The 20,715-nt window shown below is 48.5% G+C and carries 15 protein-coding genes; 13 read left to right on the top strand and 2 right to left on the bottom strand.

Features of this window, described 5'->3' with window-relative positions; translation table 11 throughout:
* Positions 1-102 precede the first annotated feature (102 nt).
* Both OXH39_05735 and OXH39_05730 read left to right on the top strand, forming a co-directional pair.
* On the top strand, positions 103-1,113 hold the full coding sequence (locus tag OXH39_05735) for an NADP-dependent oxidoreductase (GenBank protein MCY3549944.1): 1,011 nt from the start codon (positions 103-105) through the stop codon (positions 1,111-1,113).
* 21 nt (positions 1,114-1,134) lie between these two features.
* Positions 1,135-2,181, top strand: coding sequence for a hypothetical protein (locus OXH39_05730; GenBank protein ID MCY3549943.1), 1,047 nt, complete (start codon positions 1,135-1,137; stop codon positions 2,179-2,181).
* 41 nt (positions 2,182-2,222) lie between these two features.
* Here OXH39_05730 and OXH39_05725 read toward each other — a convergent pair whose 3' ends face one another.
* A complete protein-coding gene (locus OXH39_05725) occupies positions 2,223-3,167 on the bottom strand; it encodes a D-2-hydroxyacid dehydrogenase (protein ID MCY3549942.1) in 945 nt (314 codons plus the stop codon).
* A gap of 90 nt (positions 3,168-3,257) precedes the next feature.
* Between OXH39_05725 and OXH39_05720 the strand changes: the two genes are divergently transcribed.
* The 9 genes from OXH39_05720 to OXH39_05680 all read left to right on the top strand — a co-directional run bounded on the left by OXH39_05720 (position 3,258) and on the right by OXH39_05680 (position 19,120).
* Positions 3,258-3,779: a hypothetical protein gene (locus OXH39_05720; protein MCY3549941.1), complete on the top strand. Its 522-nt coding sequence runs from the start codon at positions 3,258-3,260 to the stop codon at positions 3,777-3,779.
* 555 nt (positions 3,780-4,334) lie between these two features.
* Entirely contained in the window at positions 4,335-7,271 is a 2,937-nt protein-coding gene (locus tag OXH39_05715) for a sigma-70 family RNA polymerase sigma factor (GenBank protein ID MCY3549940.1), read from the top strand.
* A 49-nt stretch (positions 7,272-7,320) separates the two neighbouring features.
* On the top strand, positions 7,321-9,531 hold the full coding sequence (locus OXH39_05710; GenBank protein ID MCY3549939.1) for a hypothetical protein: 2,211 nt from the start codon (positions 7,321-7,323) through the stop codon (positions 9,529-9,531).
* A 185-nt stretch (positions 9,532-9,716) separates the two neighbouring features.
* Entirely contained in the window at positions 9,717-12,662 is a 2,946-nt protein-coding gene (locus OXH39_05705) for a sigma-70 family RNA polymerase sigma factor (GenBank protein ID MCY3549938.1), read from the top strand.
* Between the two features lie 681 nt (positions 12,663-13,343).
* Positions 13,344-14,168 carry a hypothetical protein gene (locus OXH39_05700; protein ID MCY3549937.1) on the top strand — a complete coding sequence of 275 codons (825 nt, stop codon included), beginning with the start codon at positions 13,344-13,346 and terminating at the stop codon, positions 14,166-14,168.
* Positions 14,169-14,422: 254 nt separating this feature from the next.
* Positions 14,423-15,250, top strand: a complete 828-nt coding sequence (locus OXH39_05695) for a hypothetical protein (protein MCY3549936.1) — start codon at positions 14,423-14,425, stop codon at positions 15,248-15,250.
* 112 nt (positions 15,251-15,362) lie between these two features.
* Positions 15,363-16,628, top strand: coding sequence for an enolase (locus OXH39_05690; protein ID MCY3549935.1), 1,266 nt, complete (start codon positions 15,363-15,365; stop codon positions 16,626-16,628).
* Between the two features lie 200 nt (positions 16,629-16,828).
* Positions 16,829-17,092 (top strand): hypothetical protein, encoded by a 264-nt coding sequence (locus tag OXH39_05685; protein MCY3549934.1) that lies wholly within the window; start codon positions 16,829-16,831, stop codon positions 17,090-17,092.
* Between the two features lie 105 nt (positions 17,093-17,197).
* Positions 17,198-19,120 carry a hypothetical protein gene (locus tag OXH39_05680; protein ID MCY3549933.1) on the top strand — a complete coding sequence of 641 codons (1,923 nt, stop codon included), beginning with the start codon at positions 17,198-17,200 and terminating at the stop codon, positions 19,118-19,120.
* Positions 19,121-19,240: 120 nt separating this feature from the next.
* Here OXH39_05680 and OXH39_05675 read toward each other — a convergent pair whose 3' ends face one another.
* Complete coding sequence (locus tag OXH39_05675; GenBank protein MCY3549932.1) at positions 19,241-19,660, bottom strand: archease; 420 nt, start codon at positions 19,658-19,660, stop codon at positions 19,241-19,243.
* A gap of 305 nt (positions 19,661-19,965) precedes the next feature.
* Here OXH39_05675 and OXH39_05670 point away from each other — a divergent pair, with 305 nt between their 5' ends.
* Positions 19,966-20,289 (top strand): hypothetical protein, encoded by a 324-nt coding sequence (locus tag OXH39_05670; protein ID MCY3549931.1) that lies wholly within the window; start codon positions 19,966-19,968, stop codon positions 20,287-20,289.
* A gap of 38 nt (positions 20,290-20,327) precedes the next feature.
* On the top strand, positions 20,328-20,570 hold the full coding sequence (locus OXH39_05665; protein MCY3549930.1) for a hypothetical protein: 243 nt from the start codon (positions 20,328-20,330) through the stop codon (positions 20,568-20,570).
* The last annotated feature ends 145 nt before the right edge of the window (positions 20,571-20,715 follow it).

Raw genomic sequence — 20,715 nt, 5'->3', positions numbered from 1 at the left:
TAATCTGTATAAGATTAATACTACTACACGCCGCTGGCGAGGTTTAAAACCTCGCCAGCGAGGAAGTTGTGTAAGTCCTGTGAATAAAGGAGAAATGTTAAAATGAATCGTCAAATTACCCTCGCTTCCCGGCCTGTAGGGTATCCCAAGGAATCGGATTTCAACTTAGTTGAGGTGCCTATTCCAGCACCCGAAGATGGGGAAGTATTGGTAAAGACCATCTACCTCTCGGTTGATCCGTATATGCGGGGACGGATTAATGCCGCGAAATCTTACGCCGCGAATGTAGAAATTGATGAGATCATGATCGGCAGTGTTATCGCTCAGGTTATGGCATCGAAGCATCCAAATTTCGAGGAAGGCGATATCGTGAATGCTGGCATCGGGTGGCAGGAATACGGCATCGCTGCTGGGGATGGGCTGCGGAAGATTGATTCGACAATCGCACCTATCTCAACAGGTGCTGGAATTCTCGGTATGCCGGGGTTGACAGCCTACTTCGGCTTGCTTAAGATTGGAAAACTTCAAGAACGAGAGACCGTATTTGTCTCTGGTGCTGCTGGCGCAGTCGGTTCCGTCGTCGGGCAGATCGCAAAAATCAAAGGGTGTCGGGTTGTCGGTTCTGCGGGAACTGATGAAAAGGTTGCATACATCGTTGATGAACTCGGTTTTGATGCAGCGTTTAACTATAAGGAGGTCGACGATTACGAAACAGAACTCCAAACACTTCTTCCTGATGGTATTGATGTCTATTTTGACAACGTCGGTGGCGTTATCACAGATGCCGTTTTCCCCAATTTAAGGATCAAGGGACGCGTCGTAATCTGTGGACAGATTTCGCAATATAACTTGGAGAAACCGGAAACAGGACCGCGTTTCCTCTGGAATATGATCACCAAGCGTGCGAGAATTGAAGGCTTCCTCGTTTCTGAGTTTGCGGATCAACATGCGGAAGCACTTATTGAGATGTCAGAGTGGTTACGGCAGGGTAGGTTGAAATATCGTGAGACGATCGAAGAAGGTGGAATTGAAAACGCGCCCGCAGCGTTTATTAGCATGCTGAAAGGTGGCAATATCGGCAAACAGCTCGTTAAAATCGCTGACATAGACTAAAGTTGAAACGAGGACTTCCTCATGAACACGCGTCGTTTGGTGCTACTGTTTTCGCTCATAATTCTGTTGAGTTTTTGTACAGGTCTGTTCTGTTGGGCAGAAGGTGTGATTGTCTACGCCTATCGTAGTACGACCTATATGATGCGTCCGAATGATACCATACCTACGCGCATTGCGGAAGAGGGTATTTCTACGCCTTCACCGGATGGTCGTTTTTTGGCAGCGGTAGACAGCGACCCCGATCGCCGTAATGTTCTCCATATCCGAGACCTCCGCACGGGTAAGAAAATTCGTTCCATCATATTGCAAGTCCATTCTTACGTGGATATTTCTTGGTCCCCGGATGGACGTTGGATTGTGTATGCTGGCAGCCCACAAAGGATAAGAGGGGGGCGTGGCGTGGACACCGAAATTTTTCTAATTTCACCGGATGGACGACGGAAGCGAAAGTTACCGCACCCAATTGGTGAGAATCCAATAGGCTTTGTCTGGGCACCAGATGCGCAATCTGTGTTTTACAATCTCTCGGCACCAGACAGGCGGCAGGAAATCTGGGAGTCAAAAATCAATGGTCAGGAAAAAGCCAAGAAACATTTGCTGTTCCATGAAGGGGCGGGTTTCTTAAGCCGTTATCCGTTCTATAGTTTCTCACCAAACGGCAAAAAGATAGCCTACACATCGGTTCATGAGGGTGTATTTGTTGCGGATGTTAATGGAAAGAACCACCAAAAAGTAACCGATCGCGCTCATGAAGGCATATTTGTTGCAGCGAATGTTGATGAGATAAACATTCAAAAAATAGCAAATAAAATAGCAGATCTTGACTCGCTACAGTTCTATCAAGTAGATTGGTCACCGAATGGCAAGTATCTTGTATTCTCCACTGATATGATTTTTAGTGATTATGGGATCTACATCTACTCGTTTGCAACTCAGAGAGTTCGGCATTTGGTTTCTTTACAGGACAGGCTCCCTATTTTGCCGCGCTGGGTTGGTGATTCGTTGCCAGTACAACCACTAAATAAGATGGCTGTGACGTGGGGAGCGATCAAGCGTTCAAAGAACTAATCTGAACGAGTTACGCCCACGTGCACAGCCTAAATTCGCTTCTAATAGCCTTTTTCTTTATCAATTATGCTGAGAAGCGGTTTGCCAACGAGAAGTCGTTCTAAGTTATCACAGAAAAGCCCAACCGATCGATCCAAGCGGATGGGTGAACCACCGGCGACGTGTGGTGTAATAATCACATTCGGCAGATCCCATAACGGACTGTCCGTAGGCAGCGGTTCTTCAGGCGTGACATCCAATCCCGCACCGCCGATGCTTCCCGAAGTGAGCGCGCGAAGTAGTGCAGGTCCATCTACAATTTTGCCGCGTGTGACGTTGATAAGCAACGCGTGTGATTTCATCTGTTCAAACGCCGCATCGTCGAACATGCCGTGCGTCTCCGGTGTCAGCGGCGCGCAGATAGCGACAACATCTGATTCTGACAGAAGGTCATGGAACCGATCCATTTTCCAAACTTCGTGGACAAACGACGGAGCCTCAATCGTCTCTGGGTCAACAGCGATGACGCGCATATCGAATCCTTGTGCGCGGCGCGCAACGTCGATACCTGTGCCGCCGAGTCCGACGATACCCAGTGTCCGTTCGCTTAACTCCCACGTTGCCAAACGGATCGACATCCGATTGTCCCATGTCCGCTCGCGTACTGAACGTCCGATACCGCGGAGGAGACCTAAAAGTAAAGCCCACGTCTGATCTGCCAAATGGGGTCCCACAAACCCTTTCGCGCTCGTTAGGATAACATCGCTCTCAACAAATTCGGGAAACAGCAAGCCGTCAACGCCAGCGGAGAGTACTTGCACCCATTTGAGTTGTTGCGCATTCTCAAAAAGAGAGCGATTGAACCCACCCAACACAATGTCGGTATCCACAATTTCGCGCAATGCCTCTTCCGAATTCTGTGGACGCACAAGCGAAAGTTCCTCAGAAACGGATTCAATCTGCTGCTGTTGTTCCGAGGTAATATCAGTGTTAATCAGAATTTTCATTTGACATCTCCTCCGTATCGTGGTATTCTATATACAAAATGACGAAATCTTTAGTAAAAAACACATTTCTCAGAAAAGGAGAATCCTATCGTGATCGATTCATTTTCTATACGTATGCGTAACCGACACACACTCACTATCCCTGTGTTTGCTATCAGTCTCTTTCTCGCTACAATTTTCATCGCCAGCTGCGGTGACGAGGGCGATGTGACGGAAGACACTGGTATGGCAGATGTCCTTCAACCGACAACAACGCCTCCCTCTACACAAACCCCAGTGCCTGAACCACCGGTTGGTGATCCACCGCCTGTCGAAGAACCTGTTGTAGAGGGTGTCTCTTTTAAGGACGACATTCAACCCATTCTTGCTGAGCGATGCGCCGTTGCAGGGTGCCACGCCGCCCCCGGTGTTGCTGGACTCGACCTCAGCAAATACGATACCTTCAAAAAAGGTGGCGGGAACGGTCCCGGGTTTGTCGCTGGCGATGGCAAGGGAAGTCTCGTCGTCAAACGCATTGATGGTGGCGGCATGCCCCCCGGTGGTCCTCCATTAGACGGTGACCAGATTCAACTTTTCATTGACTGGATTGACGAAGGTGCCGAGAATAACTAAAACTTAGCGACAGCATAGCAGTTCTGCTCCGTTCTGTCAAGTGAAAAAATATCGGAACCAACGTTACCAACCTACCTCCAAGCGTATGTTGTAGAATGTTAGAAAGGCGCGTTCGTTACGCGCCTTTTCTGGTGTACGCTCCCTTTCCATCTCCGTGAGATGCCCTTTTTCGTGCATTTAAGAATAACAGTTGCCCCTTTCCGGGCAGAATTCTACACAGGCAGACCTCTGGCACTGGCACAGAAATTGCTTATTTGTCTTGAAAATCGTATTTTATGCAACCTTTCAGTCTCATAGACGCGTTATTAACCTATGAAAGCACTATTTTTTGTTTTTATGGTAAAGTCTAAAAGTATATAGGATTTACGCATTCCCTCTTAAAGTCCCCCTGATAAGGGGATTTAGGGGGTTTAAAGGATAGAAATTACCGCTTTTTGCGTCTAAACATCCGATATTTACTCAATGTGCGTAAGTCCTGAGTATATAGGCATTTACCTACCGAAAAATCACATTGATCGTAATTGTAGGTTTCACTATATTTTCGGGAGGAGAGTCATGGAGAGAAGCGATGTTGACCTGATTCGACGGACTTTAGAGGGTGACCAACGCGCATTTACAGCACTCGTGAACAAATACCAAAAGCAGATTCACACTTTGGTCTGGCGAAAAATAGGGGATTTCCATATCGCCGAGGAAATCACACAGGATATTTTTTTGAAGGTGTACAAAAAGTTATCGACGTTGAAACCACCGGATCGTTTTCCAGGGTGGCTCTATGTAATTGCGACGCGGCACTGTATCACATGGCTCCGAAAGAAGAGGGTATCAACGACCTCCCTGGATGCGATGCCTACAACCGAGTTAGAGGAGTTATGTTATGCACGATATGAGGCAGCACATAACGAAGAAGCATCTGTTGAACACCAGCGCGGCATCGTCAAACGCCTGCTCCAAAAACTCCCAGAGAGCGAGCGCACTGTTGTAACACTGTTTTATCTGGCAGAAATGTCTTGCGAAAACATTAGCGAATTCTTGGGGGTATCCCCAAACACTATTAAGAGTCGTCTCCACCGCGCCCGCAAGCGGTTGGAGAAGCAAGAACATCTGCTCCACGATGCCCCAAGCATTTTCCAATTGCCGCAAACCCTAACCGAGAAGGTCATGCGTGAAATTGCCCGTATCAAGCCGACATCGCCTTCTGTGGGTAAACCTTGGGTGCCGTGGGCACTCTCCTTTTCTTCAACGCTTTTGGTTATCCTGATGATGGGATTCGGTCCCCAGACGTTATCTCGCTTCCAGCAACCCTACGACTTGGATGCAACCTCGGAGATGACAGTTGAATTGGTTGACGCACCCGTTGTGTTTGAACTGAAACGAGAACTGGATGTGAGAAATCAGTTTGGAAAGGGTAATGCTCCGGGAAAAGACGGTAGTGGTACCGTTTCAAAAGCCGATGCTGGACTGTTGACAGTAGCAGCGGATACAACAAAGATACGAAAGACAGAACCACAATGGATGCCAACAAGGGGACCGGAGGGGGGCGGTGTCGGGAACTTATTTGCCACATCTCAAAAAGAGGTCTATGCGATTGGAGGCACTCGGCTCTACCAGTTAGCAGCTGACAACACTGAATGGACACTCATTAACGCCGCACTTCCCGTTACACCTTATAGGATGCCGATGGCAGAAGGGAAAGATACGCTCTATATTGTTACTGAGACCGATCTGCTCGCGTCAACGGATCACGGCGTGACATTGCATTTCCTCGGTCCACGGCCACGCGGACGTGCCATCGCACTACTTATCCCCAGCAAGTTACGCTGGTCGCAGGATGCCCAGATTGAAATGTACCTCGTTCTTGCAGACGGTGTGTTTCGTTCGACAGATACTGGTAAAGCATGGAACGCCTTTAACGATGGCTTGACCGCACCAGAGATACATACTGCCGTTACCGTTGGGAACATCCCCTTTTTAGGGACAAAGCAGGGTCTCTATCGGCTTAATTCAGGTGTATGGGAGAAATTATCTGTTGCACAGGCACAATCTATTGACGCGTTAGCAGTCGCTGACGATAGAATCTACATCAGTGCCCCAAGGCAGGGAGATCAGAAATCTGGTTCGCTCTTTGCTTCAAGCGACTTTGGGGCATCTTGGACTGATATAACGCCCATGAATCTAAAAGTAGGAATGTCACCATTGACGATCGGATCTGTCAAGCTTGTAGCGGCAGGTGAAACCCTTTTGGTATTGGGTGCTGGCGTGTTAGGTTCAAGAGATGCTGGCGACACATGGGAATACCTCGGTTTCCACAAGCACGCGCTTGCGCTCGGTTTTGCTCCAGCGATCGCTTTAGATGAGAATACTTTTTTCGTCGCACTCGGGAGTAGTCTCGGACGTTCAACTGATGGCGGCAGTAGTTGGCATTCGTTCACAACGGGTATAGCAGAACCCCAAATTCTCGATCTTGCACAGGTTAACAACGTGCTCTACGCTGTAACGAATAAAGGTGTCGCTAAATCTATCGATGGTGGAAATCAGTGGACGCAGATGGACACGAATTTACCACTCTCGCCAAATAAATCGCTCGGTGAGTTGAAATTGTCGAATATGACAGTCGTGGGAGATTCGCTTTACGTCAGAACAAAGCAGGGCGGCAGCACAAACTGCCTGCTCCATTTACCCGCCAATACTGATACGCTGATCCATATTGAGGGAATGCCTGTTTATGTGGATCCGAGCCACGGCGAATGGTTGGAGGGGCTGGTAAACACCGCCGATACACTCGCCGAGCGCGGCTTAGGTTTATCAAATGATGAATCTGACTATCGACTCGGCATCAAGGAGGCCATCGTCCGAACAACAGGCGAGTTCGCTGTCAGCGAAAACGCGTTCTACATTGAATACGAACGGAAACTCTACCGATGGGCACGTGGAGATCGTGAATGGCACGACACAGGGGTCCAAGATGCACCCGTATTCGGGGACTTCTATGCGACTGACGGGTTCCAATTCGCTGTCTCAGGAAAGATCATGTATCTCGGAAAAAGTGACGGCAGCCTCTTCCAATCCTTGGATGGCGGAGACACTTGGAGAGATATTACCGCAGACTTCCCCTTTCAGCTTAATAGAGCAGAATCGCAAGACCAACTCCTAAAAAAATTGCCACACTTCAGAGAAATACGCTTTGTGGATAACACGGTATACGTTTCAACAAAAGACGGTGTTGCCGTGTCAAGCGATGGCGAAAACTGGCATACACTCACCGATTCAAAATATACTCCGATTGCCATGCGCCAATTGGCAGTTGATGGCACAACCCTCTACGGTGTTTCCCAAACAGGTGTTTACCGACTGAACAACAGCACAGGCATCTGGGAGCAGATTACCTCAGAAGTTCTTGGACGAGTAACGTCTCTCGTTGTTGTGGGGAATGTTCTCTATGTTGGCACTGAACACCGTGGGCTTTTAAGTTTGCCCTTGTCCAACTTGTAGTTTATCGGTGGGTGGGATTTTTACCCGCTTTCCCATTAAGGAGAAATCCATGATTGAAAAAATACGCAGCGTTGAAAGCAAATCTTCGCTTGCAAGATTCAGGTGCCAAATCTCCCCATATCTGACTATGAACGTCATGCGGGAAACCCTCCCCATCAAGTCTGCTTTTCTTTCGGTGAGTAAGCCGTGGGTATTCACTTTCGCATTGGTACTTCTGGTGAGTTTGACGCTCAATTTCGGTGCGCGAACGTTACACGCAGATAAGGCAGACGTTTTGGTAACAGAGTCACAGTGGATCCAGACGAAGGGATTGGGAGGCGTTTCAAGACCGGGACTCTTTCTGGCATCTGACCGAACCCTTTACCTTATTGCAAAGACGGGTCTCTACCGATTTACAGAAGAAGCAGACGAATGGACGCTTATTAATTCCGGCGGTCCGAATCGGCAGTTTGACCAGATTATGGCAGAACGTGGCAATACCCTTTATCTTCTCACAACGGATAAACTCTTAGCATCAACCGATCGCGGTGAAACATGGGATACTCTCGGTAACCGTCCCGAAGGAAGTGCCGTCGCCTTGGTTGTTACGGATGCCCCTCGAGAACGCAGCCCCCAGAGCGTTGATATGACAATGTTTCTTGTTCTCAGCACAGAGGTATTTCGTTCTGAAGATGGAGGTAAGCAGTGGATCGCTATAGGCGAGAGTTTGCGAGCCGATATCGCCCCAGAGGAAGCAGACATTGAATTAAGAATTCATGACGCTGCTGCCATTGATGACATCATCTATGCTGGAACGAACCGAATCCTCTTTGTGGGAACGAGTCGCGGACTTTTTCGGTTTACCGGCGATTGGAATAAAGTAACGCTACCGACCCTTGCAGGTGTCAATTCGTTGGCAGCTACCGAAGATAGACTCTATGTCGCAACGATTTCAGATCAGCCGGATGCCCCTCATTGTTCACTCTTCTATTCAACCGACTTCGGAGATTCATGGACCGACATCACCCCAAGCACCGCTGAACATCCAGTTAAATTAATCGGCACAGTTAAGATCGTTTCCGTTGGAGACACACTTATGGTGATAGGTCCCGGTGGGGCTCTGCTTTCTTATGATCATGGCAGGACATGGGAGGATCCAGGACGCGCCCCGCATGCCTTTACGGGTGGCTTCTTGCCTGTTGTAGCCTTGGATGAAAATAATTTTTTCAAATCTCAACTCTCTGGGGTAACACGCTCAACAGATGGCGGTCGCTCGTGGCATCCCTTTGTAAAGGGACTCGTGAGTGCCGATGTACAGAATCTGATTGCAGACAAAAACATGCTCTATGTAGTTAGCGGTGGTAAGGTTGCTAAATCGGCGAACAGAGGTGAATCTTGGGAGGCTATTAACGTGAGTGGCGGAGGTAAACTCCTGATTCCGAGGATTGAAACAACCGATGAAACCCTCTATGTAAGCAGCATTGCCAGTCATCGAACGCAACTTTTGCACCTTCCTGTCGAAAGTAATGAACTGGTACCTGTGCAAGGCATACCGGATTTCAAGGAAGATAATCTGTATGTTGAATGGAAGAAAAGGCTTAGGGAAGCCAGAGAAACCAACGTCAATGTTCGTGAAACAGAGCGGCAGTGGCGAGAGAGTTTACTCTTTATCGCTGAAGAGGACACAAGAAATGGAGGGTTTGTCCTCGCTGGGGAAACTGTGTTTATGGAGCACCGACGGAAACTTTTCAGATGGCGACCCGGCGAAACAGCGTGGCACTACACCGGTTTGGAAGATCAAGGAGAATTCCCACCTATTGACGGAAAAGGATTCACCCTTGCGGTTTCGAGGAACATTGTCTATGCAGGTAAGCGAGAGGGCGAACTTTTCCAATCCTTGGACAACGGAGATACTTGGAACGACATCACCGAAAATCTCGCTTTTCCATTTGAATACTTCAAGGACATCGTATTTGCGGGTTCAACGGTCTATATTTCAACGGATATGGGAGTCATGCGTTCGCTTAATAGCGAGGTCTGGCAGACACTCACCGATAGTGACGGAGATCCGCTCCTTATGGATTGGATTGCAGCTGAGGACGCAATCCTTTACGGCGTGCGTGATAATGGCGTTTATCAGGTTGATGATCAGATGGATACATGGAGACGGATCGCCTCGGAAGCACCTTATGCGGCAACTTCTCTCGCTATTGCTGACGAAGTGCTTTACATCGGTACAAAACACAGCGGCATACTCCGTTTTCAGCGGGATAGTCGATAAATATTTTCTCCGCTTTTCCATTTATGTGTCCTTGATTTTCCTTTTGCTGGGCGAGGTTTGCAACCTCGCCTTTGCATCTTTAAACAGGCATTCTTCCGAAAATTGCATTTTATGCACCATTTCGGTCTCCAAAGTGCGTTACTATATTATGAAGCCTTATTATTTATTTTTTCGGAGGGAGACTGATGAAAGAGAATGATGTTGCATTAATTCAACGGACTTTAGATGGAGACGAGGGTGCATTTACCACGCTCGTCAAGAAATACCAGAAATGGGTTCATACCCTTGTCTGGCGGAAGATAGGTGATTTCCATACCGCCGAAGAAATCACACAGGATATTTTCCTGAAAGTGTATAAAAAGTTATCGACGCTGAAACCGCCAGATCATTTTCCGGGATGGCTCTATGTAATCACCACGCGGCACTGTATCTCATGGCTCCGAAAGAAGCAGGTATCAACGACATCCCTGGATGCGATGCCCACAACCGAGTTAGAGGAGTTATGTTATGCTCGATATACAGCAGCGCGTGACGAAGAAGCCTCTATTGACCACCAGCGCGAACTCGTCAAACGCCTGCTCCAAAAGCTGCCTGAAAGCGAGCGCACTGTTGTCACACTGTTTTATCTGGCAGAAATGACAAGCGAGGAGGTTAGCGCGTTTTTGGGTGTATCGCCGAACACAATTAGAAGCCGACTTCGCCGTGCCCGCAAGCGATTGAAAGAGCAAGAGCATTTGCTCCATACTTTCTCAGGTATCTTTCGATTACCACCGACCTTAACTGAGAACATCATGCGTGAAATCGCTCGTATTAAACCAGCATCTCCTTCCGTAAGCAAACCTTGGATGCCGTGGGGATTTTCATTCGCCTCGACCTTTTTGGTTATCTTGATGGTCGGGATGGGACCTCGTGCGTTGTCGCGTTTCCAGCAGCCCTACAACTTGGATGCCGCATCGGAAATGACAATAGAATTGGTTGAGGCACCTGTTGTTCGAGCGTTGGAACACAAATCTGACCGACTGACCCAATTTGGAAGAGCCGATATACCGGGTAAAAACGGTAGGGCTGGATTCCAAATGGAATCGTTTCTCATTGCAGCCGCGCAGACGGATGAAGTGGACGTTTCGATAGCAGAACCGCAATGGGTCCAAACGAGGGGACCCGGAGGCGTTTCAGCAGCTGAACTCTTTCTTGCGTCCGACCAAACCCTCTACACTATTACAAAAACAGGGCTTTATAAACTCGCCGAAAAAACGGACGCGTGGACGTTTGTTAGTTCTGCCGGTCCGAATCGGGAATTTGCGGGAGTTATGGCGGAACACGGCGATACTCTCTATCTCCTCACGACCGATGAAGTCTTAACTTCAATTGATGATGGCAGAACATGGGAGGTCCTCAGTGACCGTCCCAAAGGACGTGCCGTCGCTTTGGTTATCACAGATGCACCTCAAGAACGCAGCGCACAGAGTGTTGATATAACGATGTACCTCATTCTCAGAACGGAGGTGTTTCGTTCTCAGGATGCTGGGAAGCAGTGGGAATCCATAGGGCATGTCTTGCGATCCGATGTCGTACCGGAGGCAGGGGATCCTAATTTCCGCATTTACGACGCGCTCGCCGTTAATAATATCCTCTTTGTTGGGGCGAGTGCCGGACTTTTCCGGTTTACCGATAATTGGAAAAAATTGACGGTGCCGACACAATCGAAACAAGGTGTCAAATCGTTGGCAGTTGCTGAAGATAAGCTTTACATCGGAACAATCATCGGTCCACGAGGGATGCCGGGGTGGACCCCTCATGCCTCAGTTCTCTTTTCTACCGACCTCGGCGATTCTTGGACCGATATTACGCCCCCTTCTCACCAACATCCTGTCAAGTTAATAGCCGCTGTTGAAGTTGTGCCAGTTGGAGGGACACTTATGGTAGTGGGTACCGGTGGTGCTCTACTCTCATACGACCATGGTAAGACGTGGGTGGATCCGGGACGCGACCGGCATACGTCTGGTACGTCTGGTGCGTCTCCTGTTGTCGCATTGGATGAAAACAATTTTTACAAAACGGATTACCATCCTTCTGAGATAATACGTTCAACGGATGGCGGTTTCACGTGGCACCCCTTTATGAGCGGACTTGTGAGTTCCCATGTTCAGAGTCTGGTTACGGTCGAAAATGTTCTCTACGCGCTAACACCTACCGGAATGCTCAAGTCTACAGATGGCGGTGAGTCGTGGGAATCCATTGGCTTGAGTCCTGACGAAAATGCTTCATTGGAGGGAGCGAAAGCGAAAGTCGCAACAGCCAATGGTGTACTCTATGCAAGTAATAGTGAACTTACGGACGTTACACTCTTTCAACTCTCTGACGCTGGCGATCTGTTTCTACCGGTTGAAGGTGTCCCAGATTTTGAAGAGAACACCTTACACACGGAATTAGAGAAAAAGGTCATAAAAATGGGAGAGAATGATGCCGATCTTGATAAAGCACAAGAGTTGTGGTCAGCCGGCGGGGACCGTATCGTTGAAGAATGGAGGACGAACGGAACGTTTACATTGGCTGACGATACCGTCTTCATGGAATATAGACATAAACTTTACAGGTGGCGGCGCGGCGAAACAGCGTGGCACTATACAGGTTTAGAAGATAGCGGGTTCCTCACTTTACCTGATGAGTCTGCTAAAGGACTCACGCTTGGCGTTTCGGGGGACGTTGTCTATGCTGGTAAACGGGAGGGTGAACTCTTTCAGTCTCTGGACAATGGAGACACTTGGAACGACATCACCGAAAGCCTTCCCTTTCCATTTGTGTATTTCAAAGAGATCGTATTTGCGGGTTCAACCGTCTATATCTTAACGGATGCAGGAGTCATGCGTTCGCTCAACGGCGAGGTCTGGCACGCGCTCACTGATACTAACGGGAAAATGCTCCTTATGGATCGGATTGTCGCTGACGGCTTAACCCTTTACGGTATCTGTGATAGCGGTGTTTATCAGGTGGATAACCAAACGGGCACATGGAAACACATTGCGCCAGTCCCACCGCACACGGTGACTTCTCTCGCTGTTGATGGCGATACATTCTACATCGGCACAAAGCACAATGGTGTATTCCGCTTACAGCGTGCGAATCAGTAGGTTTCCACTTTTCCGATTAATCCTTCCAATTTTCCTTCACTGGCGAGGTTTCCTAACCTCGCCTCCTTCCGTAGACGCACCATTTTCGCTGGCGAGGTTTCCCAACCTCGCTCCTCCTCTTCCCTCGGTGTTTGATTCGTTGGGTTTCGCTATATCTGTTTTCTACAAGTAGGTTACCAAGAAACAAGATCTCCATTGAACATGATATAATTTTTTTACTGCTCAACCCAACCTACGGGAACTAATAGTTTGTGCTACCACACACTTCTGCTTTCAGTGTTTGTGTGCTTTATAGTAGAATCCGAAAATATGTTTATAGTTCGTCAGGAAACAAGCACCCACCACCGCTGGCGAGGATTGTATCCTCGCCCTTGCGTTGGTGTATAGGTAATTGCGGGTTTTACTATAAAAGCCGTGTCACCTGTATAATCCGCGTAATCTGTGATTCAAACAATAAACCTTCATTTTTAACACATGAAATGTTTTAAGTGAAACTTGCGTTAAAAAAATAAGGATTCTGTCTTTTTTGTTTCTTGACAGAAAAATGCATTTTTGCTAAAGTGTTAAACATCGATTTCGTTAAGAAATCGTCCTATCTATGAAAGTCTGTTTTGCCAGACGAAAATGACTTTAGCACAGATTACTTCACTTGTGGAAAATCAATCAATAAAGGAGTAGAAAATGAAAAGAACACACTTTCTGATGCTCATCGCGCTTTTTTCAGTCATGCTGATAAGTACCGCGAGTGCACAGATAATTTTCTTTGCTGATTTTGAAGCAGGTTCCTCTGACGCAGTCCCGGATGCCAGCGTCAACGACCCGGCAAATTACGTACCGGAAAACGCAGGAACGGTTTGGGTGGAGTCAACTGACTTCCCCGATGGTGGAACTGCTTTACATCAAAGTGCCGAAGGGTGCGGCATCTCCGGGGACACACCACTCCCCGGTGTTGATGACTTCTCCGACGGTATCATCCAGGCGGTTTTTTCGTGGAACGACGATGACAGTGTTGGATTCATGTTACGTCGCGTCGGCGATGATAGCGGCTATCTCGTCGTATTTGGCTATAACGAAACCCCTCAGGTTATCATCGGGAGCCTTGCAGATGGATGCTGCCCCTCAGGACAATGTCTCAGCGAGTGTAGCTGCGAAAACGGCGGGAATGAACTCGTCGGTGTTGACCACGGCTTAGGTGCGGACCTCACCCAAGACAACAGTGTTGCCTATTTTGCGCGCGTTCAAGTCAGTGGAAGCCTCATTGAGGTTTGGTATATGCCACTCGATGATGTGCCGGATATCTTTGCGGATTCAAGTGAACTCGGCGATCCGATTGCTGAATACGATGGCGCGGATGATTTAGGACCCGGCACCGTCGGGCTCTGGCATGAAAGTTGGGGCAATGGAAGAGTTGGTAGCCTTCTCGTTACTGGTCCAGGCGGCACCGTAGCAGTCGACCCACACGCTAAGCTTTCCACGACGTGGGCGGACGTTAAAAGCAGCTATTAGTCTCCTTCCCTGATATAGGCTCATACCCTAAATTCAACTGGCATTGCAGGGCGGGGTTCCCAAACCCTGTTCGCCCTGCATCGCATGATTCATCTTTGTCGGGTGAGGTCAATGCCTCACCCAACACCACTTTAGTTTTACGACGGGGCTTCTTTAGGGATATGCGTATCTAAGCAGTGCCCTAATGCTTCGTTGCCGTACTGTTGCTTGCGGATAAACGGCAACACAACCATGAAAATGGAGGAGATATTGCTATGAAAACACGTTTTTTTCTTTTGATCCTCACTTTGAGTCTATTTGTTTCCTTCCACGCCAGCGGACAAGTTGTGTTTTATGCCGATTTTGAGCCTGGTTCCAAGGAGGCAAAACCGAACGCTAATGTGAACAACGTTAAAAGTTACAAATCAGAAAATGCTGGCACTATCTGGGCTGAGGGAGATTTCAACGGCGGCAAAATCGGCGGTAAAAAATCTATGACACAAACCGCTGAAGGATGTGGCATTTCCGGGAACACTGAACTGCCTGGGGTGGATGACTTCACTGACGGTATTGTTCAGGTCGTTTTCTCCTTTGGGGATGACGATAGTTTCGGTGTGCAGTTCCGCAGAAAAGGCGACGATAAAGGTTATCTCGTCGTCTTCGGTTATAATGAAACACCGCAAGTCATCCTCGGCGATCTTGCAGATGGATGCTGTCCTTCCGGACAATGTCTCAGCGAGTGTGGCTGTGAAAATGGTGGTAAGGAATTAGAAGGTGTGCCACACGGCTTGGGTGGTGGACTTGACCAAACAAATGCTGTCGCTTATTTCGGACGCGTTGAAGTCCAAGGCAACAACGTTAAAATCTGGTATATGCTACTTGAGGAAGTCAACGACCTGTTCGCATCCTCCGCGGACCTCGGAGATCCTATCCTTGAATCCGATGAAGCCACCTACAAAGGTGCAGGCACCGTCGGGGTCTGGCACGAAAGTTGGGGGATGGGACGGATTGACAGCATTATCGTTACAAGTGCCGGTGGCTTTGATGTTGATGCCAAAGGCAAAATCTCTACCACTTGGGGTGAGATTAAATCTTCGTATTAATGTCCTATAGGGCGAGGTGAATGGTTTCAATCAAATCCTCGCCCTTTTTTTTTAACAAGTGCGTTCCAAAGTCTCTATACCTCCATCCTCCTATTGATCTAAGGAGTCTACTATGAAAGTCACAAACGTTGAACGTGTAATTGTAGATGTCCCTTTCACCCCGCGTCAACAACAGATTACGACGCAGAGTGTGTCAACCGTTTACAACTGGTCGCTCCTTGAGTTGTGCAAGGTCACCACCGATACAGGACATGTCGGTTGGGGCGAGACGGTTATTCACTATACCTATTCCCGCGTCAGCGACGCCAGCGTCGAACGTGTGCTCGGTCAAAGTCCTGCCTTATTCATGAATGACGACTCATTGGGTGCTGGCTTGCAGATGGCGCTCTTCGATGTCGTCGGCAAAATTTTAGAGGTGCCGGTCTACCAACTCCTCGGCACGCAGTGTCGTGAGGCGGTCCCAATTTCATGGTGGTCTATTGATTCGTCGCCTGAAAACTGGGCAGCAGAAGCCGCGGATGCAGTGGAAAACGGATATACCAGTTTTAAAAACAAGCCGCGTCCGTGGTGGGATATCAACGATCAGGTGGAGGCTGTTGCGGAAGCCGTGCCATCAGATTTCAAACTCGACCTCGATCCAAACGGTTCTTGGCGCGATGCGGAAACCGCTATCCCTGTCCTGCAAAAACTCGCTGGACATCCAAACGTCGCAATGTTTGAGACCCCCATTCCGCAAGGCGACGTTGAAGGAAACAAGCAGATCCGCCAAGAGGTTGGTTGCCAAATCGCAATGCACTTCGGCTCACCACCCTATACGACTTGTGTATGTGAGGACGTAAATACTGGATTTGTTATCGGTGGTGGTAAGTCGCAGGTGATGCGTGAGGGGCAGCTCAGCGCGGCAGCCGATATGCCGTTTTGGCTCCAAATCGTCGGCAACGGCTTGACAACAACCTGGGCAGGGCATCTCGGAAGTGTGCTTACCCATGCGACATGGCCCGCAATTACCTGTATCAATCTCTATAGTGAACATCTACTCACACAACCGGTGCAAGTAACGGATGGCTGCCACAAGGTTCCTGATGCACCTGGGTTAGGTGTTGAGGTTGATGAGGACGCGGTTGAACGTTGCCGTGTGCCTGATGAAGCGTTAGACGCTGATGGCTACACGATTCATCCCGTGCCACGCATCATCAAAACCGCTGTCTATCCTGACGGCAGTTGTATCCACATGTCGGGTGATGGTTTGAGCTATTTCAATGCTGGTAACGGCGAGGCACAAGTAGAGGGCGCGCGTCTGGAACTAACCTTCGACGACGGCTCTGACGAATGGGCAGACCTCTTTGAAAAAGCACGCGAGACCCCTGTGCATGGATAGTGGTAGAAGTTTTACCATGCTTAAGGGACGGTCGGGTCTGGTTTTCTTCATCTCTGTTGGCGGGGTGTTTTGCTTGGGTATTTTTGCGGATTTCCCCTAAGCAACCCCGCCTACTGACGACTGACAACCGATACCTAAATGCCTCTGTGGAGTTTCATACCCTCCTTGAAACAGAGTTGAAAAATGTGATATACTTGCACATGGCATCAAAAAAATTAAAGCAAAAAATTTATGATTCGCTTAAATCTGGATACTTCAATGAAGCAACAGACCTTGTTGATGTCTCCGACGGTTTTGACGACCTTGTCCATGTTGTTATTGTCAGTCGAAAATTTGATGGAAAACTCGCGCGCGAGCGGCATAATCTGATCTGGTCGGAGTTGACTAAGCAACTTTCAAACGAAGAATGGGGACATGTATCCCTATCTATTGGCGCGAGCCCAGAGGACGTTAAGACCTTATAGCAAACCCACATCTCTTTCCGAACGCGGAGTAACGAATAATAGTCGCTGCAAACCTCACAGAAATTAATGCCTATACCTAACGCTTTTCACAAAGGCGAAACAAAATTGACTTCCCCGCAGCAACAACGCGCCCTCACGTGGCGCGTCCTATTTATCTTCGCCATTACTGCACCGATTAACTGCTATTTCCTCATCCAGATGGAAATAGTGCGTTATACCTTTCCAACGTGGGTGGTCCCCCTGTCCAATGTCATTTTCATCCTCACTGCGGTGATGCTAATAAACAGTGTCATCCGTCTCCTAAGCAGTAATGTTGCGCTTGGACAGGGCGAACTCTTACTCCTCTATGTAACACTCAGTTTCGCCACAACACTCGCTGGATGCGATGTCTTACAAGCGATCCTGTCTGTGCTTGGACATAGTTTCTGGTTTGCAACGGAAGAGAACGAATGGCGCACTCTGTTTTGGCACCACCTCCCGCAATGGCTCACTGTTTCAGATAGAGATGCACTCCGTGGTTACTATCTTGGGGAATCAAGCCTGTATCGTTCGCTTCACTTGCGGGTTTGGTTGCCGGTGATGGGAGCGTGGTTACTGCTGTTTGTAGTTATAGCCTTCATCTTTCTCTGCCTCAACACAATTCTCCGTCGGCAGTGGGCGCAGCGGGAACGCCTCACCTTCCCGATTATCCAACTCCCGCTTATGATGACGGATCCAAAATCCGGTTTCTTCCGAAACAAACGGATGTGGATCGGCTTCTCGATTGCCGCGGGCATCAGTCTTTTCAACGGATTGAGCCATCTCTACCCTGTGATACCGCATATTCCGGTGACACGCCGTTTCTTCAGTTTCCACGAACCGCCACTGAGCCTCTACGGCACCATCATCACCGCCTTCTATCCGTTCGCTATCGGGATTATGTTCCTCATGCCGTTGGATGTCCTCTTTTCGACGACCCTGTTCTATTTTCTCTATCGGAACGAGGTCGCTTTAGCGAAAGCGGTCGGGTGGAGTAGCATCCCGCGCTTCCCCTATCTTAACGAACAGACGATCGGTGCCTTCGTGGGACTCTGTTTCTTCTTCGGTTGGACGGGTAAACGGCATTTCAGTGCCGTTTTGCGGAGCGCGCTGCCGTCCCGCGGACGAGAACCACCACCGCCACAGCACGATGAACCGATGCCGTATCGGGTGGCTGTCTGGGGCTTTGTTATCGGTATCCTCCTATTTGCGTTTCTGCTCTACAAGGCGGGCATGGCAGCTTGGCTCGCGCTCACTTTTGCCGTCCTATTTCTCATAACACCGTTGGTAACAACGCGTATCCGTGCCGAGTCCGGTATCTTTGTCCACGCCTATCATTGGCAGGCACCCCGATACATCTTAAACACAATCTTGGGAACGCACCGCCTCGGTGCACGGAACTTGACGGCACTCTCCGTCTGCTTTTTCAACCGAGATTACCGTCCGCAGCAGATGCCACATCAGTTGGAGGCGTTTAAAATCGCTGAGCTTGCCAATATCAACCAACGTCGGATGCTCCTGACCATCGTCATCGCCACTATTTTCGGTGTGTTCGTCGCTTTCTGGGTACAACTCCATCTTTATTACCAATTCGGTGCGGATTCCGGCTATTTTGGACCCTGGGCACTCGGCTACGGTAGACAATACTTCAGCCGATTGACAAACTGGATTACGTATCCGCTCGACACGGACTGGCTCGGCGTGATATTCATGGGCATCGGATTTTCTGTGATGATGGTACTGACATATCTCCGTGTCAAATTCTTCTGGTTGCCGCTGCATCCGCTCGGTTATGTGATGGCGAGTAACCAAGAGATGTCCGACCTTTGGATTCCCTTGCTCATTGCATTGTCCCTAAAATGGCTCATCCTTCGGCACGGTGGCATTCAAAGTTATCGGCGCGCCATTCCCTTCTTTTTAGGATTAGTGCTCGGTGATTATCTCATGGGAAGCACGTGGAGCCTCCTAAACGTCCTTTTGAACACCACAATGTATCAGTTCTATCCGTAATCGTTATCTCTGTAGCATAGCCTGTTAGGCTGTGCAGAGGAGTTATCAGTTAAGAGAAATTCTGTGGCGGTTACCTGTAAAACGACTGCCACAAGAGAATAACTGACAACCGACGATCAATTACAGATCAAAAATAACCTGCGCGAACCAACTCCCATCAGGCTTTTGCACAACCTGCAACTGATGATACGTGACACTCTTAATCTCAGTATAGACTTCGTGTTTATCGAAATTTGCCGGTTCGCCGTAAACCGTCGCTGATACCTCCGTTTCGCTGCACTGCTGAACCGCTGCGCGCTTAAAGAAAATCTCCTTCGTCTCGTGTTGAAAGATGAGTTCATCGAGCCACGCCACAAACAGGTCTTCCACAGATTCAGCCGTGAGGCGAATTTGGATAGACGCTATCTCATCAACTGTCTCCACAACCGCTATCGTCTCAAAGAGTCCTTGTGCCGCATTCGTCAGGAGTTCAGACAGGTTTTTTCCCCTAACCTGTAGTCCCATATCAGCCGTATGTTCGATGTATTCGTAAGGTTTCATACTGTTCTCCATCGTCCCGATTTTTCTTCTCACCCGCAACATCATATCCTGAAAACCCGCCGTTGTCAACACCCAAAATCTCCTTGTGGGAGCAAGACGAAAGTAGTAGGCACACGCCGTGTGCCGTAACCCCAGAGCCGGTAAAATCGGTTTCTAACCCCGATTTCCTCTGCTAAAACTTTGGCATTTTCACTTGACTTATCTCCCGTTTATATGTTATTATATCAGCGCAACTCAACGAAATTGCTGTTAAAGACTCAAGTCAATAATAAGCGGGTTTCCTTGCGAAAAAATAGGGTATTTCTATGAACCGACAACAACGTAGGGCTTTAGAACGTAAAAATCGAAAAGAATCAAATCCCGTACGTGCTGAGTGTCTCAAAAAATTAGATGGGATTTTAGGCAAGCGTAGAACATTCAGGGACGATGATGGAGACCTCGCATTTTCTTGGGAGCGTGAAAACGGGGACAGGTTAGAAATTCACTTTCACAATAACAATCGCGTTGGCTATACGGTTTTCACCGATTCAGAAATAGCTGGCGGTGGCACCGAACCCGAGAAAATCACCATTGTAGCAGAAGCATTCAAAGCCGGAGCATCCGGGCTAGACCTCGTGAAGCTTGGCTAATCTATTGGAAAAAATACCGGTTAGACACCGAAACCTCTGTGAGAACAATTATGTACATCGTGACGGATGACTTGGAAATCATAAATTTCTATCAGTACAAAAATTTGAGTGTAGAAGGAGAGGACCCTGGCAAAGGTCAACTCGTCTTAACAGCGCAGGATGGATCCAAACGCGTCATTGCTGAATTTGCTGAATTTGAGGAAGCCTACAATCTCTTTGCAGACATCCGTGATGCCCTTGCGGCAGGAGAAACATACTATAGTTTAGAGACATACCAATAAACAAACTCTATTTTGGTGATAACCTCAAAATCCTACGCGAGATCGATGGTCGATATGTCCGTCTCGTCTAAACCAAACCCACATATCTATGAGCCATTATCGGAATGCCACTTTGGTAAACAATCAGCGGGGCAAAATAGCGTGA

Source organism: Candidatus Poribacteria bacterium (genome assembly GCA_026702755.1).
In the GTDB taxonomy this organism is placed as follows: domain Bacteria; phylum Poribacteria; class WGA-4E; order WGA-4E; family WGA-3G; genus WGA-3G.
The sequence above is the reverse complement of the archived record's forward strand: the minus strand, read 5'-3'. Positions and strand labels throughout refer to the sequence as shown.